Origin of the sequence: Limnospira indica PCC 8005 (assembly GCF_000973065.1) — a bacterium.
Taxonomy (GTDB): domain Bacteria; phylum Cyanobacteriota; class Cyanobacteriia; order Cyanobacteriales; family Microcoleaceae; genus Limnospira; species Limnospira fusiformis.
On the sequence record NZ_FO818640.1, the window covers coordinates 849,850 to 873,858 of the forward strand.

The window sequence follows — 24,009 nt, forward strand, 5'->3', positions numbered from 1 at the left end:
AGGAATCTAGTTTAAGTGGTCTCGGTGAGCCAAGAATCCCCGTCTCTTCAGAGCGGGGAGTGTCAAATGGGGAATCTGAAATTGATTAATTTCCGCCTACCCCCAGACTGTCGGCTGCCCTTTTTCAGTCAGGACTGTTGTTGACGAAACTCAGCGGGGGTAAATCTCATGGGTTCTTCTGGGTTCCAGATACCTAACCCCATGATTCTAGCCCACCGTTGGGCATTGTCAAGGCGTTGGCTGTATTTGTTGTTGTAAATTCCAGCTTGGGCGAGGGCGTAACCTTGTTTAACCAATTCCTCATTAATCAGAATTTGATCGCGCCATATATATGCTAATAGGCGATCATAGCGATCGCTTTCCATTTGGTCAAATTCTAATAGCACCTGCTGTCCCTGACAAAGCTGCTCTAGCCTTCGTTTAGCTTCCATTCCCCAGGGGTCTTGTCTTAGGTCTGGCGCATTAATGCCAATCAGTCTTACCCGCTGTAACTTGGGAATATCATCCGTAGGACTGACAATTTCTATAGTCTGACCACTAACCACCCGTTCTACTCTGACAGTCATACCTGTGGGCATTTCCGGCGGTTCAGAACACCCAACCCCCACGATACAACACAACAGGAGTAACAGTCCGGTAAGCATCAATCTCAATGGCATTAGACTAATCTTCATCTAAGGGGAGCCCCGTTCGCACCTTACCTTTACCAAAGTAGCGACCAAACTGGAGTTCGTAGACTTCATCCTCGTCCTGGGTTTCCACTTCCAGGTCTGAACGGGGATAGCTCACACAGAGCAAAGCATATCCTTCTTTTTGGAGTTCTGGAGATAATCCCATCGCCTCCGGCTGATACAACTCCCCTGAGATCACCCGCACCGCGCAAGTTGTACAGGCACCATTGCGACAGGAATAGGGTAAATCTGAACCCTGATTTTCTGCACATGGGAGGATATAGCGATCCTCTGGAACTTGCACACAGTAGGACTTATCCCTTTGGCGATCGTGAATACGAATTGTATGATAGGCGGACATAATATCAGTTCTTGGATTTTTTTCACAACCCCTCCTATCATAGGATATTTTAGCCACCAACAACCAACAGGCAACAGACAACCGCCCACTCACTAACTAAGCGTGGAACCCGCCCGGACAATTAATAATTAATAATTAATAATTAATAATTAATCCATTAATTTACGGGTATTCTGGGGGGTTTATTAAGATGGTCGGTGGGTAATCTAATTAACCGTGGAACCCGCCCCGACAATTAATAATTAATAATTAATAATGAATAATTAATCCATTATCCATTAATTTGCGGATCTTCTGGGAGGTTGATTAATGTGGTCGGTGGGCAATCTAACTAACCGTGGAACCCGCCCCGACAATTAATCCATTATCCATTAATTTGCGGATCTTCTGGGGGGGTGATTAATGTGGTCGGTGGGTAATCTAATTAACCGTGGAACCCGCCCCGACAACATTATCCATTGTTGGGGATAGATAGGGCGGGTTTATTAAGATGATCGGTGATGACTATAACTAACCGTGGAACCCGCCCCGACAACATTAACAATTATTAATTGTTAATTATTAATTGTTAATTATCTTATGGATAGAGTCCCCTATCTTTCATGGCTTGTGAGACCCGACCGACACCGAGAGTATAGGCAGCAAGCCGCAAAGAGACAGACCGTTGTTGGGAATGTTGGCTAACGCGGTGGTAGGCATTACGGAGTAGTTTTTCCATTTCCCGATTCACCCGTTTTTCATCCCAGAAAAGGAAAGATTGACCTTGCACCCATTCCAGATAGCTAACCACGACACCACCCGCATTAGCGAGGATATCTGGTAAGACAGTAATCCCCCGCGTTTCGAGTATTTGGTCGGCGATGAGGGTAATGGGAGCATTAGCAGCCTCTGCCACTAATTTCGCCTGAATGCGATCGGCATTATCTTCAGTAATTTGGTCTTCTAAAGCAGCAGGAATCAAGACATCACAGGGAAGGGTGAGTAATTCAGCATTACTAATGCTATCGCTACCAGGAAAACCGACAACAGTTTTCTGGTTATTCACATGAGATTGCAAAGCCGGAATATCCAAGCCATTAGCATCAAAAACGCCGCCAAAGGCATCAGAAACAGCAATAATTTTAGCCCCGGCTTCGTGAAGGAGTTGTGCCGCTGCGCCGCCGACTTTTCCAAATCCCTGAATAGCAATTGTCACACCTTCTAGGGTTTGTCCTTTCTCTAATAAGGCTTCTCTGACAGTAATCATCACCCCGCGTCCGGTCGCCATATCTCGACCTTTTGAACCGCCAATAGATAGGGGTTTTCCGGTGACGACACCTAGGACAGCATGACCCATATTCATAGAATAGGTATCCATCATCCAAGCCATTTCTCGTGAGGATGTGCCGATATCTGGTGCGGGGATATCGATCGCCGGACCAATATCTTTAATCAATTCGCTAGTGTAGCGACGGGTGAGGCGTTCCAGTTCCCCTACGCTATATTGCGCGGGGTCAATAGCAATCCCACCTTTAGCGCCACCGTAGGGAATCCCTAATAGGGCACATTTCCAGGTCATCAACATGGCTAAGGCTGACAATTCTCCCAGATTAACAGTGGGATGATATCGGGTTCCGCCTTTATAGGGACCGAGGACATCACAGTGCTGCACCCGGTGTCCGGCGAGGATTTGTACTTTTCCATTGTCTAATTTAACCGGAATGGAAACGGTGACGACTTTCCGGGGATGTTCTAAAATCACCAAGATATTTGGGTCCATACCTAGTTCCGCAGCCGCTTGGTTTAAATAGCTACAGGTGCGATCGAATGGACAAATATAAGCCGGAGTTGGGGATGTAGTCGCTACCTGGGATGATACAACCATAATTTATTAAACCTCTTTATTAATTAATTGTTCAGGCTGAAGCCAGAAGCTAGACAGTACAGCGATCTGTTCTGACCAACTTCTTGATCCCCAGCTATATTCCCTCATATCTGTACCATAACTTAAAAAAATCGATAAATACAAAATTATGTAAAAATTGTTACAGTTTTAAATTAGGTGATATGAAAAATCAGCAAAAACTGACTCAGTGAACCCGTTGGGTTTAAAATTAGATGAAATACTCAAGCCTACTGGCCTAATTTCTCTCACCGAAAGTAAGCAAAAATTATGAAACGTCGAAATATCCTCGGTTATGCTGCCACTGGAGTGGCCACCGCCGCCGCCTTGGCTGCCTGTAATCCCCAAAATACAAGTCCGGCTGTTCAAAGTGACTCTTTACCACGGGTACGCTGGAAAATGGCTACAAGTTGGCCAACTTCCCTAGATACGCTATATGGCGCTGCTGAACTAATCGCGGAATTGGTCAGTAAACTAACAGACGGACGATTTACTATCCAAACTTTTGCGGCGGGGGAAATTGTGCCGGGGTTACAGGTGTTGGATGCTATTCAACAGGGAACTGTCGAATGTGGTCACACGGCGAGTTATTACTACATCGGTAAAAACCCGGCTTTGACTTTTGGCACCTGTGTTCCCTTCGGACTTAATACGCAGCAACAGATGGCTTGGCTATATCATGGCGGCGGTATTGAGGCGATGAATAAGCTATATGCCGATTTTAATACTATTGCTTTTCCGGCCGGAAATTCTGGGGCTCAGATGGGGGGATGGTTTAAAAGAGAAGTAAATAATATCGCTGATTTAAATGGGTTAAAAATGCGGATTCCTGGCTTGGGTGGCGAGGTTCTCTCCCGCTTGGGGGTGAATGTTCAGGTTTTACCGGGAGGAGAAATTTTCCTGGCTTTGGAAAGGGGGGCTATTGATGCGGCGGAGTTTGTTGGTCCCTATGATGATGAAAAGTTAGGCTTAAATAATGCGGCGAGGTTATACTATTATCCGGGTTGGTGGGAACCGGGATCTAGTTTTGATTTGCAGATTAATTTGACGGCTTGGAATAGGTTGCCGACTGAGTATCAGGAAATTCTGAAAACAGCAGCGTCGGCGGCTAATATTCAAACTTTAGCTAAGTATGATGTCCAGAACCCTCAAGCGTTGAAAAGGTTGATTGATGGGGGGACTCAGTTAAAGGCTTTTAGCCCAGAAATTTTACAGGCTTCTCTGGCTGCAACTACGGATTTACTGGAGGATATGGCTATTCGTAATTCCTCTTTCCGAGATATTTATGAACCCTGGAAACAGTTTCGAGATAGCATCCGACAGTGGCACGCTGTGGGTGAGTTTGCTTTCAGTAATTTTGTGTCAACACCTATTTTAGAAGGGTTGTAGCAAGGTTAAAGAGGTGCTTTGATGATACGATCGCCTACTGGGGGGTTAATCAGGGGGCGCGCGCTTATATAATCAGCCACAACATCTGACAGTAAAAAACCAGTATCTACCTGATTATTAGACTGTTTGAAAATTTCGTAACCATCGCCGCCTGTCATTAAAAAAGTGTTGGTAACTACCCGATAACTAACATCATCTTCTAGGGGTTTCATGCTACCATCAGGACTGATGACATTAACTGACATAATCCGCGAACCTATGGGCGCTTCTGGATTCCACATCAATTGAATTCCAGACACTTGCGGAAAACTTCCCTCTCCCTTTTCTACTCCACTAACACCATGTTCTAACAGTTTTTTTATCTGATTTCCGGTTAAGTCACAACGAGCGATCGTATTTCCGAAGGGGAGAACTTCCATAACTTGACCAAGGGTGATATTCCCCGCCGGAATACTGGCTCGAATTCCTCCCCCATTAACAATCGCTATTTCGGCACCGTCTGGCTGCATTTTTGCCAGAATTGCATCAGCAATTAGATTTCCTAAGTTGGTCTCAATAGAGCGAATATTTCGGCGATCGCCATCTAGTACAGTATCAGTTTGACCAATAACTTTATTTCGTAATTCTTCCAGGGGGGCTTGGAAAACTTGCAATTGCGCTTCAAAATCCGGGTCAGGAATAATACTTTCATCCACAGCATGAGGAGAACCAGACCAATATATTAGATGACCTCTACCATCAAAAACAACTTGTAAATCCCCCAAATATTTCCCCCATTCCCAATCAGTCACCACTAACACATTATCCCCATTAGGGGAAGTTTCTACCAAAGGATAAGGTTGAGTCGCACCTGGTATATTTCCTAGGGGAGTGTGGGAATGTCCCCCCACAATTAGATCAATTCCATCCACTTGTTGGGCTAATTTAATATCCTCAGAAATGCCTAAATGAGTCAGGGCGATGATTTTATTTACACCACGACCTCTGAGAATTTTAACTGTTTTTTTGGCAGCGGCGATCGGATCAAGAAACTTAATACCTTCCCCAGGACTAGACAAAACCTCCGTGTCTGGTGTCGTTAACCCCAAAATACCTATTTGTTCACGATTGACATGAACAATAATCCAAGATTTGATTAAATCAGACAGCGGTGAGTTGACATCAATTTCCAGATTAGAGGAAATCATCGGAAACGCCGAACTTCTAATAAACTCCGCCAAGGTTTCCTGTCCTCGGTCAAATTCATGATTTCCGATCGCCACAGCCGCATAATTCATTTGATTATAAAAGGGAACATCTGCTTGACCTAAATACTTATTAAAATACAGCGTTCCCTGGAAAATATCCCCCGCATCTAGCAATAGGGTTGTCGTTTCATTCTCAGCCAGGAGTGTATCAATTAGGGTTTTTCGTCGCGCAATACCACCTAACAAGTTATCCCCAACTTCCACCGATTCTAGGCGAGCATGATGGTCGTTTGTATGTAATAATCTTAGGCTAAAATCCTGTGAGTTTACCAAAGCATCATGAAAGGCAATTCCTACAAAAATTGCTCCCACAAATAAAATCCCATACAAGCGTACAGCCCACTTCATGATTATGACTAGATTATCAGTGCAGTTTTATTATACCTTTAATTCTGGCGAATCTGGCTGAGATTGGGGCGCTACAGAAGCATCTAAAACCGCTTGGGGTACTTCGTATTTAGTCCCGCCAAAGAGAGTGCCTAAATTACTTTCATCAGAGGTTTCTCCCATCACCATAAATTGTTCCGGGTTAAGAATCAGGTTTTCATACTCACCCCCCATAGTTAAGTCTACCGAATAACTTTCTTGGGGATTTTCATAACATTCTACAACTGTTCCGACAGTTCCCTTGGGGATAATTTGGCGACCAAAATGGGCTTTTATTTCTATTACCGTTTCAATTCTATCATAGAGTTTAGCTTTCATTGATTTTTGCCTCAATTTTAGGAATCATCAGCCATAAAACAACCCTTCCCCAAGGACTAGGGAAGGGTTTAAGTTAGTCTGGAACCTTGTCCAAACAATCAGGTTTAAACTGGGCTTTCCAATACATTTGGGAAGCGTGATCAACAATCAAAGTTATTTGTATAACTGTTGTTATCACCAACCTAATCACCTACTCAGCCTTAGAATCTTGTTCTGAAGATGTTTGCTCACCCTCAGACGGGCGATCGTTGCGGTTGAAGCGCTTATTACGAGCTGAGTGGGGGTTGAATCTCTTACGATACTGGCGTGCATTGGCCAGGTTGCGTTCAGCCTTTTCTTTTTTTAAATTACGACGCTTGGCCATCACGATTACCTCATAAAGACATAGTTGTGCTTGAACTTCCCCAATACTAAAAGTATGGGGATTCCTGCCTACCCTCAAACGGGGGACAGCGGGACATTCAAGTATCCCTCTAAGCCCTCCAGCCTTGGCAGCTATTGGGCTTACTTTGGTTTTTTTGGTTTCCGAGTCGATCGCCTAGCCATATAGCTACGCTCTGCATCTTCCCATTACTTGTCAGTTGTTTAGGCAGGCGGCGAGCATGGCAGTAGTGACTTACTGTGCCGGGATGGCTCCGAGACTAGAATACTTCCTTGGGTAGATGGTTCTCCGTACTTAATTTGGCTACGCTAGTTCGCCGTGTTTAGGACTGCGAACCGCCTACATCCCCATCGCTGCCGTCACGGACAGGCGATCGCTTTTCGGGTCAAAGGACTTTCTAATATCGTGGTTTGCGGCCCCCTCTATCAGACGGTTTCTTATCTTCCCGAGGACGAGCTAGGTTAACTCGGATTTCTCGTCCCATCCACTCAGCACCATCAAGTTCTTCGATCGCATGAATTTCTTCTTCTTCGGTATTCATTTCCACAAACGCAAAACCACGAAACTTTCCAGTTTCGCGATCGGTGGGAAGATGAACCCGTTTCACCGTGCCATATTCTGCGAAGACTTCTTTTAGATCTTCGTCAGTGACATCATAGGATAAGTTCCCTACATAGATTGACATTTGTTTCCTCCAAAATCATTGATAAACGAGGGGACGACAGACCCGGGAGGAACGTCTGCTAATACCTTACGGAAATAACCAGCTAAGATCAACAACAAACTTTACCACCGAATCAACTGTTCTTAGATCATATCTTAGCACCACCAGGGTTCAGCTAAGGAACTCACCTTGATTTATCCCGATCGCATGAGTTAGCGAACGGAGAGGGAGGGATTCGAACCCTCGTTAGAGTCACCCCTAAACAGCATTTCCAGTGCTGCGCCTTCAACCACTCGGCCACCTCTCCAAAACCGTCGCATTTTTTAGTTTTACTCACAAGATATGTATCTTAGCAGAAGCCTATATGATTTGACAATACCCTTTGCCAAATTTGTTGAGATACACGCTAGACCTTCATTTGAGCCCAACCCAGTTGAGTGGGTTGTTCATAAATACGTCGCAGCGTATTCACATCACGGGGCGAGATCGGGGGAGGTTCCCGAACCTGGGAGTAATACATCACATCAGTTGCCGTGGGACTATGGCCCCAAATCCCCAGGGCGTGTCCAAATTCGTGGCGAGTGGCGGCGGTAATATACTTGCCGCTTTGGGTAGGACTCAGCCAAATAGTAAAGCGATGGACTAAAATATAAGAGTCATTCCCAGTAATCCGTTTAAAAAGCTGATATCTGGCTTCCGCAGAACTAGCCCGCAGCCTTCCTGGTTGTAGGGGAGGGCGACGGCGAAAAATCTGGACCTGGGCGCGATCGCTATCCTCAATAATTTCTATCGGTAAATAGGGGTTCCAGTCCATCACTGCATCTAAGACCAGATCCCGCCAATTTTCAGCCCCTGGATCTTCTGGGGATTCAATATAGACACGAACCGGAAAACTAGACCAGACCAGATGACCAAATGTAGGTGGCGCTATCTGGTCGAAATAATCACCACTGTCCGTAGGATCTTGCCATTGTTCCAGAGATGGGGGGAGGGGATGGGAATCAAACGGGATTGACAGATCAACAGCAGGCGATCGCCAACCGTAAACTACGATCAGGAAAATCGTAAATAGACTCAATCCTATTAGCCGAACCCTCACCAACCCCAAAATCCCTATCCAAGCCAACCAGCGCTTAAAATCGTGGTTAACCCCATAAACACAATTGCTAGTATCCAGGTAATGCGATTTAGGGTAACTTCCGCTGTTTTCGCGCTAGTAAACAGTTGCGCCTGTCCACCAATTCCCCCAATACCATCACCCTTGGGACTGTGCAGGAGTACCAAAATCACCAACCCTAGGGCCGAGAGTGACCAGATTGCCTGTAATATATCAGTAAGAGCCATAGTTCGTCATCAATTCCGTGCGTTTCGATTAGGGGTCGAGAGTGAAGTCGCCTTCACCCCCTCCCATTCAGAACCGTACATGAGACTTTCACCTCATACGGCTCCTAGTCTGACTGCCTCTCTGTTAAGAGTACAACAACCTCTCTTCATCAAGAGCTGTTTTATCATCGTGACAGTGGCGATGTAGTAGCTGAAGGTTCTTGTATTCATCCTTTCCGCCTTGGCTTCGAGGTACAATGTGGTCTACTTCAACTATATCTGATGGGGTAAAGTATTGCCCACACCAGGTACACTTGCCTTTTTGCTTTTTAAGTAGTTTTGCTACCCTATTTGGCGTGTCGATTGCTTGTCCTTTCCTGGTTGCCCAGTAAGTCCAGTTTCCGTCGTATGGTGTTGCTTCCGGGCGTATTAGGGTATGTCTGACAATTGGAGTCCAATTATGTTTCCATAATGTGAATCCATCTTTAGTCTGGAATAACCAAGATTCATGCCTTTCTTTCCCATTACTAAGTTTAACCGTTCCATGTCTGAAATAGTTTCCTAGCTTATCGTAACTTGCCTTTCTGCATCTTGATTCTGTCCATGCCCGCAACATTTGCCAAACTATGTGGTCTAGCTTTGTGAAGGTCTCTGTTGAGACTACCCCTGAATAGTAGTTTGACCATCCCCTTATGATTGGGTTTAGTCTGCTAATCAGGGCTGACTGGGGTGCAGTTTTATGTTGTTTAATTACACCCTTAATCACTTCAGTGTGGGCTTTAACTGCTTTCTTGCTGGGTTTGATGTGGGTTTTGTGACCGATTAATCGGCTTGCCATTCCCCCTGTTTTCCCAGATTTATATTTTCCTACCGGATATTGCCTGATATTGAATCCTAGAAAATCAAACCCGGGTTCTTCAGGCTTGCCATTATACTCAATGGGATTGAGCGTGTGGCAAATTCGAGTCTTTTCAGGTTTAATCTCTAATCCTACAGGTTTTAACCATTCAGAAATTGCAGTCTTGCACTGTTCAATGATTTCAAGGTCTTTTGATATAACTACAAAATCATCGGCGTATCTTATAAGGTTCACCTGAATGGCTGTTCCTTTATTTGGATACATTTCCTTAACTAGCCTCTCCATTCCCAACAGTGCGATGTTGGCGAGTATTGGACTTATTACCCCTCCTTGGGGTGTCCCTGATTCTGTATCCTCGAATACACCGTTATCTAGCACCCCTGCTTTAAGCCATTGTTTCAGGTCTCTTTTCAAGCTGCTTGGACAATGAATTTTGGACAGTAGATAATCATGGTTTATTCGGTCAAAGCATTTTGTTATATCAGCGTCTAACACAAAATAACTGCTGTGTTTGATACACAGATAGATTCGTGCTATCGCATCCTGGGCGGACCGTCCAGGACGGAATCCGTAACTTGTGCCTTCAAACTTCGATTCCCATTCAGGTTCGAGAGCCGACTTAACCAAGGCTTGCCTTGCTCTATCTTGGATGGTGGGTATTCCCAGAGGGCGTTTTTCATCCCTTCCAGGTTTTGGAATCCACACCCTACGCAGCGGTTTTGCTTTGAGATTTCCTTTAATATTCTCAGCAAGTTCAAGCCTTTGCCTTGGGGAGATTACTCTCATTCCATCGACACCGGCTGTCTTTTTGCCTTGATTATCTTGAGTCACTCGTCGCACTGCTAGAAGCTGGGCATAATATGACTTCACCAATAGACGTTGCAACTTTCTAGCCTTTGCATCCTGTCCCGATTTAGCTGCTTGAAATATCCTCTTTTGGAGCTTAAAGACGTATCGCTGAACCTTGGCCCAGTTAATACTTCTCCATACATTCGTAGTCTTTGTAAGTTTTGGTTTCCCAAATCCCTTACTTTCTCTCGATTTCGTCATTTTGACTCCTACTAGACTCTATTCTTACAATCAAACCGTGACCCGTTAGCATATCCCTGTCATTACAACCGGGCGTTTGGCTTTTGGTCACATCTCACATCCTCTAGGACTTGCGGTTACACTTATCCCTACTGAGGTATCGACCATACTCTCAGAGTCCAGGAGGACTTAAAACGTTCCGTTTATATGGGCATTCCATCTTTAGATTTGTCCTCTCCACCGGGGTACTTTAAAGGTCTGTGTAGGTAGTGAAAGGATTCTCCTACTTTTCCCCTTACTCTTTTGAGCGCAGCGTATCAACCTATTTCGCTACAATCTACTTACGATGGTTCAGGCCAGACATTCGGTTTCCCTAATCATGGATGGTTGGCAGTGGTCGCGTCTGGTAGTTGGTTCTACTTCACGCCTTCCGTTCCCCGCTTCAATCCCAGGGGTGTGAGTCCTGAAACTGGGGGTGGCTATCGCCGTTACCCTCATCTCTGTGTCGTCCCATTTCGTTATGTTAAGAGTTGTTACGAGTTGTTACAGAGTGTATTGACCTTGGGTTCCCTGCCTTGATTTTTTATCGTATGATACTAATCATTGGGACATATAAACAGTTATAGGGATGGTCAGGAGTGCGCTCCTTATATTCAACCAAGGGGCTGAATTCCCTACCAGGCGGTTATTTCGGGCATTGCAGCCCTATTTCATGCCTGAACGTCTGGCACGCTTTCAGTATCTTAACATTAAACAGATCAACTCCATGGATGACTGGGAAACAAGAAACGGCTTAGACCTAAGCACACCCGTAGATTACACAGACTACAATTCAAGTTCAACAGGTAACTCCTACAGTTCGTCAGAGACTGCTGGTAAAAAGCCTAGTGCGCCGACACCGCCCAACTCAGACCCCCCTCCCCCTGAGCCAGAGGAACGGGGATTTTTACCAGTTTTGAGAAATCGCAATTTTCTCGCCTTGTGGAGTGGACAGGTTTTCTCTCAACTAGCCGATAAAGTCTACCTAGTCCTAATGATTGCTGTCATCTCCACTGAGTTTCAACAGGCTAACCAGAGTATTAGCGGTTGGGTCTCGGCGGTAATGATTGCCTTTACCATTCCTGCTGTATTATTTGGGGCAGGAGCCGGGGTCTATGTAGACCGCTGGCCGAAAAAAATGGTGTTAGTGTTAACAAATTTGCTGCGGGGTGGGTTGGTTCTTATCCTCCCGATTCTTCTGTGGCTATCTGAGGGAATGAAATTTACCAAATTCCCCTTGGGGTTCTGTTTGCTATTACTGATTACCTTTTTAGTCTCGACTCTCACTCAATTTTTTGCCCCCGCAGAACAGGCGGCTATCCCTTTAATTGTTGAACGGAAACATTTACTATCTGCTAATTCCCTATATACAACTACAATGATGGCTTCTGTGATTGTCGGTTTTGCGGTGGGGGAACCGCTGTTAGCTTTAGCCGATACCTTGCTAGAAAGGCTGGGGAGTCAATTACCTGTGGGTAAAGAGTTGATTGTCGGTAGTGGATATGCGATCGCCGGTTTACTATTACTATTGATGAAAACTGGCGAACAACAAAATGTTAGCTCACAAGAACAACCCCACATCCTCGAAGATTTACGCGAGGGGATGCGCTATCTACGAGATCATCATGGAGTCCGTAATGCTTTACTGCAATTAGTCATTTTATTTTCCATCTTTGCCGCCTTGGCTGTTTTAGCCGTTCGGGTGGCGGAGTTGATTCCTAACCTCAAATCATCACAATTTGGCTTTTTGCTGGCTGCGGCGGGCTTGGGAATGGCAATTGGTGCAGCTATTTTAGGTCATATCGGACACCAATTTTCCCACTTTAGAATCGCACTATTGGGCTCAATTGGCATGGCTATTTGTTTGGTGGGTTTAGCATTTTTTAGTCAGCAACTAGCACCCGCTTTAGGGTTAATTTCGCTGCTAGGCGTATTTGGTGCAATGGTAGGAATTCCCATGCAAACAACCATCCAAGCCGAAACCCCAGAAGAAATGCGTGGTAAGGTGTTTGGCTTACAAAACAACGCCATTAATATTGCCCTATCACTACCCCTCGCTTTGGCGGGTATTACCGAAACCTTATTCGGTCTGTCTTCTGTATTCTTGGCTTTAGCTATACTATCTGTACTCGCAGGTAATTTAACGTGGTATATTTCCAAAAATGAGCGGTGAGTATGGGTAATCAATGGTTAATTATTGATGATTGATTCATCAGAACCATAGGCTATTTTCAGACTCCACCAGAAAATAGCAGTAGAAATAACCATAATTAAGGCAGCCCAAAACCATTGAGGTAGAAACAAGTATTGGGCAATTATAGCAGTATCAGAGACCAAATTTTGACCATTGATGTTAACCCAACTACTGCCAAATAAATAATGTTTTTGGTGGTAGGTACTAACAATGGCTTGCATTCCCATGAATTGTACAGTAAAAGCCTGGATTTTTTGGGGTGTTTGAAAGGCAATGGATAAAATTAATAACCCCCATAATAATATAGCAAAAACTCCGAACAAAGTCCTAATCCATAATAAAACCGATAGCAACATAATCGAACCTAAAGCCATTAAACACCAGTGGGCTGTTTGATAACGACGACTAGATAATATTAAGATTCCACCTGCTACAGCGGGACCCAAAGGACCACCCATTGCTATTAATGCTCTGGCTAAAGAACCAAAGTTACCGGAATTATATGCGAGACCAGAACCATTAGGAAAAAGTAAGAGTTTATGAAAATTTCCTCCCAGTAAAATAGCAGTTAATCCATGACCCATTTCATGAAACCATGTAGCCAAAATGGAGAAAGGATATAAGACATAATTTCCCCAGTAAAATTGCCATAAGATAATGGTAGCAATAGCAGCAACAACTAACCCAAGCACCCCAATTTTAGATGATGATGAGTATTGAAAATCAGACATAAATTATCCCTCTTTTGTAGACCGGGGGCTAAACCAGATCTTAGCCGTGATTATATTTTAGCCTGAAATCCAGTCAAGTCGCCCCAGGGTCAAAAAAGAGGGTCATTGAGCTAAGGTCGGATGAAATGCGCCCAGACATTGCCATCTGGTCCACAAACTCGATTAAGATAGCTATAAGAATAGGGAAGGCGGCGACCCTCGGTGTTGGAATAGCCAGTGTAAGCATCTCCCCAGGGGTCATGAACGATATAGCCATATCGGTTGTAACCAATAACGGTGACAATATGACCGGAAGGAGTAAAATCTCCGGCTAATACGACCGGACGACTATTAATCAACTCGTTGCGAACTTCAGACCAGCGGCGAGTTGTGCTAAAACTGCCTTGAAAACCATAGGCGCGAATTAAGGCTGATAAAACACTATGGTTAGTTTGAGAACCTTGTCCAGCATAATCAAAACACCACTGTAAGAGTTCATCTTCTAACTGTCCACCCCATTTAGAACGCACACCATAGTAGTGCATGACCATGGCGATACAGGTAACATTACAAGTAGACCAATAAAATCGGGGATTATCTCGCTGGGAAAAATAGGGAACATTGATTAGCACTTGTGGGGGAGTCGGATCAAAAACTTTTCCCCCCCGTTGAAACTTGACAAACTTGGGAAATATATAACCGGTATTACCAAAATTCGGCAATTCTTCAGTTAAGGCGACTCGGACATGGCTTTGATCTGTACTGTAGCTACTAACACCATAAACCCGACCCAGAGGAAGGGTAACTTTTTCTGATTCTGCTAGTTGTCCTGAGTCTACGGGGCGTTTTTTGAGGACGGTTGTTTCCCTCATGGTCATGGTAATAGCATCGGGGTTATATGCGATCGCTTTTCCATCTCGCAATAAACTGACGTGCTGCCAATAAACATAACCCACATTACCAAAACCGGGGATAGATTGGTCTAGTGTGACCCGGAAATGACCTTGAAAGGAAGCATATCCGCGAATAGCAAAGTTTTGTCCTAACAGTAACTCAGCAAATTGATCAGGTGCTAAATTGGCAGAATCAATCGGTTGCGCCTTAATTCGGGTAGTGGTGGTCACTAGCATTTGAGCGCTAATATTAGTGTCGGGAACTTCCTCCATGTCAAAGGCTAAGGTGGTGCTTCCTTTCCGTAGCCGAACATGACCCCGGAAAAAATAGCCAAAGGAACCAATGGGAGGAATCCCATTTTCTAACAATAGTTTTAAGTGACCATCTACTAGACCATATTTGCTCACTTTAAATGTTTGACCAGCGGGGACGGTGACTTGTTGTTCAGAACCGAGTAAATTAGAATCGATAGGTGATACTTTAAATAGGGTATCTTCTATAACATCAAGTTGTAGAGATTCCCCTACGGTCATGGCGTTTTCACTGACGGTAATATTGATAATTTGACTGGCTACCAGTTGACCTTGATCATCTGTGGTTTTAAGGCGCAGCCATCGATATCCGGGTTCACTAAATCCGGCTTCTAAATTAACTGTCCAGGTTCCGGCTTGTCGATTTATAACTACTTCTAAAGGATAACGATCTTCGGCTACTAAAGAAACAGCGATCGCTTGTTGACCATCAAATTGACCCTTCAGAACCACAGGTGTATTTATTAACACTTCTGGGGGGCCTTCATAGGTAAGGCTAGGAGTCGGAGAATAGGAAGCTGTAGCCCGGTTTAATTGCACAAAATTAGGAAAGAAATAACCGGTATTACCAAAACCCGGGAAATTTTCAGTTAAGGCTACTTTTAGATGTCCGTCTTCAGTGGTATAACTTTGTACCCCATAAATCATTCCGGCGGGAAGGGTAACTTGTTCTTCTGGAGATAAATAAGCTGAGTCAATGGGGCGTTTTTTAAACAGGGTGGTATTGATAATGGTTAGGGTAATGGCATTATGATCAAAGGTGATTTCACGGTCTCCCTGAAACATTTGCAAATGGTAGCGATACAGGTAGCCTACATGACCATAACCGGGAAGTGACTCGGTGAGTGTTACCCGAAAATGATCAGCTACACAGGCGTAACCTAGGGCTAGATAACTACTCCCTTGGCTGAGGGGATAGATGGCATTTTCCGGCAGTTGGGATCTATCATCAGGACTACGTTTAAGCACTGTATCATGAGTGACCCATATTAGTTTGGTTCCCGGAGGGTTTGGGGGTATATCATCTCGATTAAACCATAAAATTTGAGCCCCTTGTATCAGCAAAATATGTGACCGATATAAATAACCAGAACGCCCTAAATCACCCAGGGGATTAGTTAATTCAATATAAAAGTGATCATTTTGCAGTTCGTAGCTATCAACTGCTAAAATTTCGCCAATTTCTAAATCATATTTCTGCTCTGAGGTTAGTCTATCAGAGGCGATCGCTTGATGTTTCAATGATGTATTTTGTAAGACGATTAACTGAGTAGATAAACCGACATTAAGCCCAGTATGACCTACAGTAAACTCAGCCCAAGTGTCAGCGACAACCTTACCAGATTGGTCTTTGCCTTGAACTCTTAACCAGCGTTTTCCAGCGGTATTAAAGCCTTTAGGCATGGGAATAAACCAAATCCCTAATCGAGGACTTAGTTGGGTAGGTAAAGGATATTGATCCTCAGCCATAACCGAAATCGTATCAATGTATTGACTAGCGTAGTTACCAATCAAAACGACAGGTTGATCGATGATAATATCGTTGGGACCAAGATAGCTCAGGATAGTTTCACTCATCTTCCTAAAAACCGTAGGGGTAATAACCGTAGGGTGTCTAAGGGTGCATTTGACATTACACATCCCACAATGGTTAGCATAACTCAGTGGCGCACCAATAAAGCCACCCCTAGAAAACTCTACAGGTGGCTCATCGTTAAAAACGGATATTTTTTGAATTAGCGATCGCACTAATTGACTTTAGCAAGAATATCCTGAGCGTGGGTAGAGGTGTTCACCTTGTCATCAACATAGTCAATGACACCCTCGCCATTGATAATATAGGTAACACGCTTGGCATAACCGCCGCCATCTACATCATAGGCTTTGGTAATAGCGCCATCGGTATCCGCCAAAAGTTGGAAAGGTAAGCCATATTTTTCGGTAAACAGCTTGTGGGAGGCTTCGTCATCAGTGCTTACACCCAGAACCACCATATCCCGGCTTTGATAGTTTTCGTAGTTATCCCGGAAACTTTGGGCTTCCTTAGTGCAACCAGGGGTGTCATCCTTGGGGTAGAAGTAGAGAACAACAGTTTTCCCAGCAAAGTCAGAGAGGGAAACCGTATTCCCGTTGGTATCTTTAGCGGTAAATGCGGGGGCCTTAGTACCAGCAGATAAAGCCATGTTATGGTTGTCCTCCTGAAAACGAGTTTGATATGCTTTGTCTATTTGTGAAGTTATTTTAAGATATTTTGCAATCAATTACACAATCCGATCAAAATTTGGGTCTACTGGTGGAGGATAATATACTCAAAACCAGCCATGAGGAAAGCCCATCAACCCATGAGTGCCCCTAATTCGGTTTCCAAGTCGATAGAATATTCTAGCGGGACGATCGCCCGAGCCCAGCGAGCCATCCGCTGTTCTCCATTTCAAATCAAACTTTTAACCGATTCCATTGACCAAAGCGTTAAACTGAGTGCCATTAGCGGAAATCGGGGTGTAGAGTTAGGATATACGCGATCGCCTCTACCGGAATTGAGAGCCGAAAACGCCCTTTTATGGCTAATCCAAGTCGGAGTATTGAGGCGAGAAGTAGACGGTCAGGGAATCACCGATAGTTTTCGACTGACTCCCCTGGGGCGAAAAGTAGCAGAACGACTAGCCGATGATATAAATAACAGCAAACCCCCATCATGGAGCGATCGCCTCAGTAATGCCCTGAGGCGTTGGTTACGCCTTCCCCTATAAATTAGCATCTCTGGTCAAAATCCCGAAATGAAAGCAATCATGGTGGTTGGAACCACATCCCATGCCGGAAAATCCATGCTCGTCACCGCCCTATGTCGGATTCTACGTCGTCAAAATCTGCGGGTAGTTCCCTTCAAAGGGCAAAATATGGCTTTAAACTCCTACGTCACCCCCACCGGCGCAGAAATGGGTTATGCACAAGCCGTACAATCCTGGGCGGCGGGTTTAGTGCCAAATGTAGCCATGAACCCAATTTTGTTAAAACCCCAGGGAAATATGACCTCTCAGGTAATTCTGAAAGGGAAACCACTCGCCACCCTCAAAGCTACCGAATATTATGAGAAATTCTTTGATACCGGGTGGGATACCATCACTAAATGTCTGGATTATCTGAAAAAGGAATTTGATGTAATTGTCTGTGAGGGCGCGGGAAGTCCGGCGGAAATCAATCTCAAGCACCGAGATTTAACCAATATGCGAGTCGCGCAATACCTGCAAGCATTCACCATATTGATAGTTGATATTGACCGTGGGGGGGCTTTTGCTCATGTAGTGGGAACTCTAGAATTGCTAGACCCAGAGGAACGAGCCTTAATCAAGGGCATTGTGATTAACAAATTTCGCGGTATGCGATCGCTGCTCGATTCTGGTATTGAGTGGTTAGAGAAATACACCGGAATCCCCGTCCTCGGAGTAATTCCCTGGGTAGATATCGCCATGCCAGCAGAAGATTCTCTAAGTTTACTCGAACGCCGTTCTCGTTCCGACAATATTGATATAACCATCGCCATAGTGAAGATTCCTCGGATTTCTAACTTTACCGATTTTGACCCCTTAGATGCCGAATCCACCGTTAAAGTCCAATATGTCGAACTCAATCAACCCCTAGGACATCCCGATGCCGTAATTATCCCCGGTTCTAAAACCACCATTGCTGATCTACTAGCCCTGCAAAAAAGTGGCATGGCTTCTCAAATTCAGGATTATGTAGAAGCAGGCGGTCAGGTCATGGGTATCTGTGGGGGGTATCAGATGCTAGGACAACAGGTATCTGATCCCCGTGGCTTAGAGGGTAAAATCGGAGACTTTCCCGGCTTAGGTTTACTTCCCATCAAAACCATACTTTTATCAGACAAAGTCTCCCGCCAGCGGTTGGTAACATCGAATTATCCAGAAATCGGATTTCCCGTAGAAGGCTATGAGATCCACCAAGGGCGGACTCAAATTTTGGACAAACGGGAGACAGTACCCCTATTTGACGATCACGATTTAGGAGTAGTCAGCAGCAATAGATCCGTCTGGGGTCACTATTTGCATGGCATATTTGATAATAGTCCCTGGCGCAGGTCTTGGTTAAATCATCTCCGAAAACCAAGGGGATTAGGAACCTTACCCACCGGGATTCCTAACTATCGCGAACAACGAGATCTGATGCTGGATACCTTAGCTGATGTGGTCGAAGAATATTTAGACCTGAGTACCATTCTCGGTTGACATGGTGGGGGGCGACCCGGAATCGGGTTTCTCGGGGGAATTTGTCTTCCCCCCCTTGTCACTTGTCCCAAGGCGATTAAAATTGAGATTGCTTTGGTTTATGGAAAACAGATAATTTTTTCGTCAATCTTGGCTAATGGGAGATCTGAAGGACAATAGGTTATATGGATATTCAACAAATCTTGGAGAGAGGCGGCCCAGCCATGTGGCCCCTAATGGTATTATCAATTTTATCCATTAGTACCATTATTGAAAGACTGTGGTTTTGGGGAAATACCCTCACCCGTGAACGCCGAATTGTCAACCGGGTTTTGGATGTCGCCCGGAGGGGACAGTGGGGAATGGCTTATCAGATTGCCAAACAAAGCAATAATCGCCCCATGGGAAGGTTTTTTTATGCCCCCCTTAAACTCGCTACCCCAGACCCTGAATTATTTAGTCTCGCCCTGGAAGCCGCCGCTGAGGAGGAATTTGTTTCTATGCGACGGGGCGATAAAATCCTAGAGGCGGTAATTGCCCTCGCCCCTATGTTAGGTTTGTTGGGAACAGTTTTGGGTCTGATTAATTCTTTGGGTTCTATCCGCCTGGGAGATATTGGTACTTCTTCGGCTGCTGATGTCACCCTGGGAATTGGAGAAGCCCTGATTAGTACAGCTACAGGCCTGATTGTGGCTATTATCAGTCTGGCTTTCTATCGCCTGTTTCAAGGCTTTTCCTTTAGCCAAGTTAAGGTCTTCCGAAAAGCCGGAAATGAATTAGAATTACTCTATCGCCAGGATTGGCCAGAGGTTAAAGCTCAGATGCTGCTTCCGGGAGAGGCTAATGATGCCTCTTTGATGGCGGAAGAACCCCAGGAGGATTTTCCCCGAAAAGGTAGTTTAATTAAGCTACCCGATGAGGAGGGGTCGGAGGATGAGGAAACTCCTTTAATCAAATTACCTTCAGAATCTGAGGATGAGGAAACTCCCTCTCAATCAGAATTCCCTGGGTCGGTAGCTGAACAAAATACTTTAATTCAACCTGTGATTAAGGGTAATTCTCGCTTGGCTGATGATGATGATAAACATCAAAAAGGAGAGGTTGAATAATATCAACAACACGCCCAGATCCAATTAAACCTTTGTCATTGATACCAAGATACTAACAAACACCCTTTTTGGTGGGACTATCCACGGAGGCAGATTGATGAAAGTTAACATAGATTATCAGGTTGATGAGGGGCGCATTGAACTGCTACCCCTGATTGATGTGGTTTTTTGTATTTTGACGTTTTTTATTTTGGCAGCCCTACAGCTTACCCGACAACAGGCGATCAATGTGGATTTGCCACGGGCGGGGACTGGTGAAACTCAGATGCAAAAAATGTTGGTGGTTGGGGTGGATATTCGAGGGGATACTTATATTGACCAGCAACGGGTTAATTCTCAACAAATGCAGCGGGCTTTGGAACGTTTTTTAAGGTGGAATCCTAGTGGTTTGGTGGTGCTGTATGCCCCTAAAGATGCCCGTTATAATGATGTTGTACAGGTTTTAGATAAAATGCGGGCTGTGGGAGGCGATCGCGTTGCTTTGGCTACTTTACCGAGTTCTGAGGAAATGCCCTCTCCGGTTGATTCTGAGGGTTTATTAGCCCCTGATGTACTGACACCTAATAATGGGGTGGAACCTCCTATTAATCCTTTCCTCCCCTCTCAGCCGCTTAATGAAATGCAGCCAGGGAGTCCTTTATTGTCGCCTCCGGGTTCCCCCACTTCTCCCACTTCTCCCACTTCTCCCACTTCCCCTCTACTTCCTGACAATTGAAAAATCGATCATTGTTCCGGTCAGCAGCCACGGCTATTACAGTAGATACATTGGGGGGTTAAAAAATAAAATTTAGTTGTAAATGCCAGTGGTGGCGATCGCGAATAATTTGGATTTTTTGCAGAAACTCCCGCAGATAAAATCGCCTCTCCGTTTCTGATAAATCTAGCCAAAATTGGCGGATAGAAACCGCTTGAGCCGTGGCTTGTAAATTCACTGGGGGAAGTTGGGATAATTGATTCTCTAGTTGGGCGATTTCTTGGCGCAATTTATATTCCCTAATGGTGGCAGTTTCCCTGTCTAAGATTCCTGTGTTTTGCAGAGTTGGCAGTTGATTGATGATGTCTTTTTTGTGGGCTATTTCATCATAAATCTGCTGCTTAAATAGGTCTAAATCTGGAATCTGTAATTGGGCAACTGCTGGGGGTAGGTCGGTACAAATTCGGTCAATGGTAGCCGATAAAATATCATGATAATTAAGGGATTTACACTTAGTTAAACGCGGACATTTTAGAGGTCTTAAATATAGATATTCTCGCTTTTTGTTATGTGTAGTTACCCGGCTAATGGTCATCCCTGAACCACATTCACTACACATTACTAAACCAGCTAAAGAACGGGGGGCGCTGGCTGTGCGAGGTGGGAGGCGCTGGTTGCGTCGTAATAACCTGTCGATTTGGGCGGCTTCTTCACGGGAAATAATCGGAAGATGAGTATTAGAAATAATCTCGCCATTTTGATACGCTAAATCCCCTCTATAAACGGGGTTAATTAACCAACGCTTCCCGGTAGTTACCGAGATTTTTTTATGATATCGCTTGTGTAAATACCGAACTGCGCCGCGTAGGGAACCGTACAGTAAAAAATGCTCAAAAAAGTCTTTAACTACAGGTGCGGTGCTGCGATCAATGGTGTAGCGCTCCTTTCCTCTACGGTAGCCATAGGGTGCTTTTCCGGGGGGAGGAATGGCTTTTAAACGGTTGCGCGCGTGTCCTTGGCGGATACAACGGCTGTGGTAACTTTGTTGAATTTCCGAGATAAATTTGATTAAATCTACACGGGAAATATCGGAGGATTTTAGGTCGGATTCAATGGCGATAACTTGGATGTTTAACTGTTGGAGTTGGCGGAGGCGATCGCTAACTTCTAGGACAGAGTTACCCAATTCTTCATAGCGTTGGATTAATAAATAGTTGGGGGGTGGTAGTTGTTGACAATCTTCTAGCATTTGCTCTAGTTGTTGGCGATCGCCAAAATCTTGATAAATCCCATCAATATCCCATCCCCAAATCGTCGGATCTGGCGGCGGTTCTAACAGCGGTTCCGTATAAGAATAGGCGAGAATTTTCATATTTGACTCAATTCGATAATATTACCATCAGGGTCAGCCACAAAAAGGGCTGAACGACCGGAAGCGCTCATTTGAAACGGGTAATTATGGCGGGTGAGTTGTGCTTTGGCGATCGCCAAATCAGCCACAGCGAAAGCTAGATGTCGGTTGCGTCCCCATTTGGCTTCATTGACTCGATCGCCAATTACTTGTTCAGATTCAATTAGATGAATTTGCCAATCACCAATCTGATACCATATTCCTGGGAAATTCAAAGGGCGATCGACAGCAGTTAACTGTAAGATCTGGCTATAAAATTGCTGAGATTTTGCCAAGTCCGAGACTAAAATGGCTGCGTGTAGAGGTTTGGTGATGTTCATAGTTGGGAGCAATTATCGATAATTGTTGTGTTTGACCTGTGGTTGGTAGTATGCGATCGGGCGATCGCATAAACTCAAGTAGTATCAACCAAATTATCACCAAATCCCCGTAACTCTGCTATAACCCCATTAAGATAGATAGGGAAAAGACCACACGGCTAAAGATCCAATGACTTCTATCCTACTTGAATCAAATATCACCCGCTCACTAAACGCTCCCACCATCTACAAATTATCAAATGGTCTCACCATTGTGGCAGAACAGTTACCCGTTGAAGCCGTGAACTTGAATGTTTGGATTGATGTTGGATCCGCTGTCGAACCCGACCCGATCAACGGGATGGCTCACTTTTTAGAACACATGGTGTTCAAAGGGACTCCCAACCTCAAAGCTGGGGAATTTGAAAGACTCATCGAACAACGAGGCGCTTTAACCAATGCAGCCACCAGCCAGGACTACACCCACTATTATGTTACCAGCGCTCCCGCCGACTTTGCTACCCTAGCCCCCCTACAGCTTGAAGTAGTATTTAACCCAATTATTCCCGATGATGCTTTTGAGCGAGAGAGGCTAGTAGTATTAGAAGAAATCCGGCGATCTGAAGACAACCCCGCGCGTCGTTCATTTCAGCGGACCATGGAAACAGCCTTTAAGCGTCTCCCCTATCGTCGGTCTGTACTAGGACCAGCAGCCGCTATTGAACAGTTAACTCCTCAGCAAATGCGAGATTTTCATCGCAGCCATTACTGTCCCCAAAAAACCACGATCGCAGTTGTGGGAAATTTACCTGTAGAGACTTTAATTGGAACAGTAGCCGAGTCTATCCCATTACAGACACCTCCAGAACTTCCCCCAGAAGTAGATCTGCATCATCTGATCCCAGAGTCAGGATTTAGTGAAATTGTCCGCCACGAAATCATAGATGATAGCTTACAGCAAGCTCGATTAATGATGGTGTGGCGGGTTCCCGGACTCAATCAACTCTCAGAAACCTATGCTTTGGATGTTTTGGCTACAATTTTAGGTCAAGGTCGTACCTCCCGCCTAGTGCAGGATTTACGAGAAAATCGGGGTTTAGTGTCTGGGATTAGTTGCAGCAATATGACCCAGAGGCTACAGGGAGTATTTTATATTTCCGCTCGGTTGCGGGTCGAACACTTAGCCGAAGCCGAAGCGGCGATCGCAGAACATATTAACCGACTCCACAGGGAATTAATCACCCCCACCGAAATGACCAGGGTACGGACTCAAGTAGCCAATCGGTTTATTTTTGGTAGTGAAACACCAAGCGATCGCGCTAATTTGTATGGTTACTATCAGGCGATCGTCGGAAATGTGAACCTAGCTTTAGAATATCCCAGCCAAATTCAATCCCTCAATGCCGAACAATTACAACAAGCCATCCGCCAATATTTATTACCCCAAGCCTATGGGGTAGTTATCCTGAAACCTCATACCCCCTAACGAAACTGAAACCGGGAGTTGATATCCCCTTCTAAATCTCGACCCCCTCTGATATTTTGTATCAAATAATGAATTATTTGTAGGGGGGGTCAACAAACCATGTACAATTGCAGTGATTTTGTGACCT

22 protein-coding genes and 1 tRNA gene are annotated in these 24,009 nt (G+C 44.8%); 7 read left to right on the top strand and 16 right to left on the bottom strand.

The features are described 5' to 3' along the window. Nucleotides 1-128: 128 nt before the first annotated feature. From XZ46_RS03620 to XZ46_RS03630, 3 genes are all read right to left on the bottom strand, one after another. Complete coding sequence (locus tag XZ46_RS03620; RefSeq protein WP_008057187.1) at nucleotides 129-659, bottom strand: thermonuclease family protein; 531 nt, start codon at nucleotides 657-659, stop codon at nucleotides 129-131. Nucleotides 660-663: 4 nt separating this feature from the next. Beyond that, entirely contained in the window at nucleotides 664-1,032 is a 369-nt protein-coding gene (locus XZ46_RS03625) for a 2Fe-2S iron-sulfur cluster-binding protein (protein WP_008057185.1), read from the bottom strand. A 577-nt stretch (nucleotides 1,033-1,609) separates the two neighbouring features. Then, nucleotides 1,610-2,896, bottom strand: a complete 1,287-nt coding sequence (locus tag XZ46_RS03630; protein WP_006621512.1) for a Glu/Leu/Phe/Val family dehydrogenase — start codon at nucleotides 2,894-2,896, stop codon at nucleotides 1,610-1,612. A gap of 288 nt (nucleotides 2,897-3,184) precedes the next feature. On the opposite strand from XZ46_RS03630, the gene XZ46_RS03635 reads away from it, so the two are divergent. After that, nucleotides 3,185-4,303, top strand: a complete 1,119-nt coding sequence (locus tag XZ46_RS03635; RefSeq protein WP_006621511.1) for a TRAP transporter substrate-binding protein — start codon at nucleotides 3,185-3,187, stop codon at nucleotides 4,301-4,303. Between the two features lie 5 nt (nucleotides 4,304-4,308). On the opposite strand, the gene XZ46_RS03640 is transcribed toward XZ46_RS03635, so the two are convergent. From XZ46_RS03640 to ltrA, 8 genes are all read right to left on the bottom strand, one after another. Then, the gene (locus XZ46_RS03640) at nucleotides 4,309-5,898 is read right to left on the bottom strand and encodes a bifunctional metallophosphatase/5'-nucleotidase (RefSeq protein WP_008057181.1); all 1,590 of its coding nucleotides are present in this window, start codon (nucleotides 5,896-5,898) and stop codon (nucleotides 4,309-4,311) included. A 30-nt stretch (nucleotides 5,899-5,928) separates the two neighbouring features. Then, nucleotides 5,929-6,255 carry a DUF4926 domain-containing protein gene (locus tag XZ46_RS03645; protein ID WP_006621509.1) on the bottom strand — a complete coding sequence of 109 codons (327 nt, stop codon included), beginning with the start codon at nucleotides 6,253-6,255 and terminating at the stop codon, nucleotides 5,929-5,931. 190 nt (nucleotides 6,256-6,445) lie between these two features. Beyond that, on the bottom strand, nucleotides 6,446-6,619 hold the full coding sequence (locus XZ46_RS35165; protein WP_006621508.1) for an Asl3888 family RNA-binding protein: 174 nt from the start codon (nucleotides 6,617-6,619) through the stop codon (nucleotides 6,446-6,448). A gap of 415 nt (nucleotides 6,620-7,034) precedes the next feature. Further along, the gene (gene rbp / locus XZ46_RS03650; protein WP_006670612.1) at nucleotides 7,035-7,322 is read right to left on the bottom strand and encodes an RNA-binding regulator; all 288 of its coding nucleotides are present in this window, start codon (nucleotides 7,320-7,322) and stop codon (nucleotides 7,035-7,037) included. Nucleotides 7,323-7,521: 199 nt separating this feature from the next. Beyond that, nucleotides 7,522-7,608: transfer RNA gene (locus XZ46_RS03655), tRNA-Ser, on the bottom strand. A gap of 99 nt (nucleotides 7,609-7,707) precedes the next feature. Next, nucleotides 7,708-8,427: a hypothetical protein gene (locus tag XZ46_RS03660; RefSeq protein ID WP_006621506.1), complete on the bottom strand. Its 720-nt coding sequence runs from the start codon at nucleotides 8,425-8,427 to the stop codon at nucleotides 7,708-7,710. Next, entirely contained in the window at nucleotides 8,415-8,645 is a 231-nt protein-coding gene (secG, locus tag XZ46_RS03665; protein ID WP_006618748.1) for a preprotein translocase subunit SecG, read from the bottom strand. Before secG ends, XZ46_RS03660 begins: the two co-directional genes overlap by 13 nt. A 124-nt stretch (nucleotides 8,646-8,769) precedes the next feature. Next, entirely contained in the window at nucleotides 8,770-10,533 is a 1,764-nt protein-coding gene (gene ltrA, locus XZ46_RS03670; protein WP_006621504.1) for a group II intron reverse transcriptase/maturase, read from the bottom strand. A gap of 691 nt (nucleotides 10,534-11,224) precedes the next feature. Between ltrA and XZ46_RS03675 the strand changes: the two genes are divergently transcribed. Then, nucleotides 11,225-12,724, top strand: coding sequence for an MFS transporter (locus XZ46_RS03675; RefSeq protein WP_035758743.1), 1,500 nt, complete (start codon nucleotides 11,225-11,227; stop codon nucleotides 12,722-12,724). A 17-nt stretch (nucleotides 12,725-12,741) separates the two neighbouring features. On the opposite strand, the gene XZ46_RS03680 is transcribed toward XZ46_RS03675, so the two are convergent. The 3 genes from XZ46_RS03680 to XZ46_RS03690 all read right to left on the bottom strand — a co-directional run bounded on the left by XZ46_RS03680 (nucleotide 12,742) and on the right by XZ46_RS03690 (nucleotide 16,843). Next, the gene (locus XZ46_RS03680) at nucleotides 12,742-13,476 is read right to left on the bottom strand and encodes a M50 family metallopeptidase (RefSeq protein ID WP_006621501.1); all 735 of its coding nucleotides are present in this window, start codon (nucleotides 13,474-13,476) and stop codon (nucleotides 12,742-12,744) included. A gap of 110 nt (nucleotides 13,477-13,586) precedes the next feature. Further along, nucleotides 13,587-16,238, bottom strand: coding sequence for a C39 family peptidase (locus XZ46_RS03685; protein ID WP_008057162.1), 2,652 nt, complete (start codon nucleotides 16,236-16,238; stop codon nucleotides 13,587-13,589). A gap of 170 nt (nucleotides 16,239-16,408) precedes the next feature. Continuing rightward, nucleotides 16,409-16,843, bottom strand: coding sequence for a peroxiredoxin (locus tag XZ46_RS03690; RefSeq protein ID WP_006669135.1), 435 nt, complete (start codon nucleotides 16,841-16,843; stop codon nucleotides 16,409-16,411). 159 nt (nucleotides 16,844-17,002) lie between these two features. On the opposite strand from XZ46_RS03690, the gene XZ46_RS03695 reads away from it, so the two are divergent. From XZ46_RS03695 to XZ46_RS03710, 4 genes are all read left to right on the top strand, one after another. Further along, nucleotides 17,003-17,410 (top strand): Npun_F0494 family protein, encoded by a 408-nt coding sequence (locus tag XZ46_RS03695; protein ID WP_228116471.1) that lies wholly within the window; start codon nucleotides 17,003-17,005, stop codon nucleotides 17,408-17,410. A gap of 27 nt (nucleotides 17,411-17,437) precedes the next feature. After that, entirely contained in the window at nucleotides 17,438-18,904 is a 1,467-nt protein-coding gene (gene cobQ, locus XZ46_RS03700; protein ID WP_008057159.1) for a cobyric acid synthase CobQ, read from the top strand. Nucleotides 18,905-19,068: 164 nt separating this feature from the next. Beyond that, on the top strand, nucleotides 19,069-19,992 hold the full coding sequence (locus XZ46_RS03705; RefSeq protein WP_008057157.1) for a MotA/TolQ/ExbB proton channel family protein: 924 nt from the start codon (nucleotides 19,069-19,071) through the stop codon (nucleotides 19,990-19,992). Nucleotides 19,993-20,089: 97 nt separating this feature from the next. Further along, nucleotides 20,090-20,707, top strand: coding sequence for an ExbD/TolR family protein (locus tag XZ46_RS03710; protein WP_008057155.1), 618 nt, complete (start codon nucleotides 20,090-20,092; stop codon nucleotides 20,705-20,707). A 58-nt stretch (nucleotides 20,708-20,765) separates the two neighbouring features. Here XZ46_RS03710 and XZ46_RS03715 read toward each other — a convergent pair whose 3' ends face one another. Together XZ46_RS03715 and XZ46_RS03720 are read right to left on the bottom strand one after the other, a co-directional pair. Next, on the bottom strand, nucleotides 20,766-22,058 hold the full coding sequence (locus XZ46_RS03715) for a recombinase family protein (RefSeq protein ID WP_008057154.1): 1,293 nt from the start codon (nucleotides 22,056-22,058) through the stop codon (nucleotides 20,766-20,768). Further along, nucleotides 22,055-22,417 (bottom strand): VOC family protein, encoded by a 363-nt coding sequence (locus XZ46_RS03720; protein ID WP_006669132.1) that lies wholly within the window; start codon nucleotides 22,415-22,417, stop codon nucleotides 22,055-22,057. Before XZ46_RS03720 ends, XZ46_RS03715 begins: the two co-directional genes overlap by 4 nt. A 169-nt stretch (nucleotides 22,418-22,586) precedes the next feature. On the opposite strand from XZ46_RS03720, the gene XZ46_RS03725 reads away from it, so the two are divergent. Beyond that, a complete protein-coding gene (locus XZ46_RS03725) occupies nucleotides 22,587-23,882 on the top strand; it encodes a M16 family metallopeptidase (protein ID WP_008057153.1) in 1,296 nt (431 codons plus the stop codon). Nucleotides 23,883-24,009: the final 127 nt, after the last annotated feature.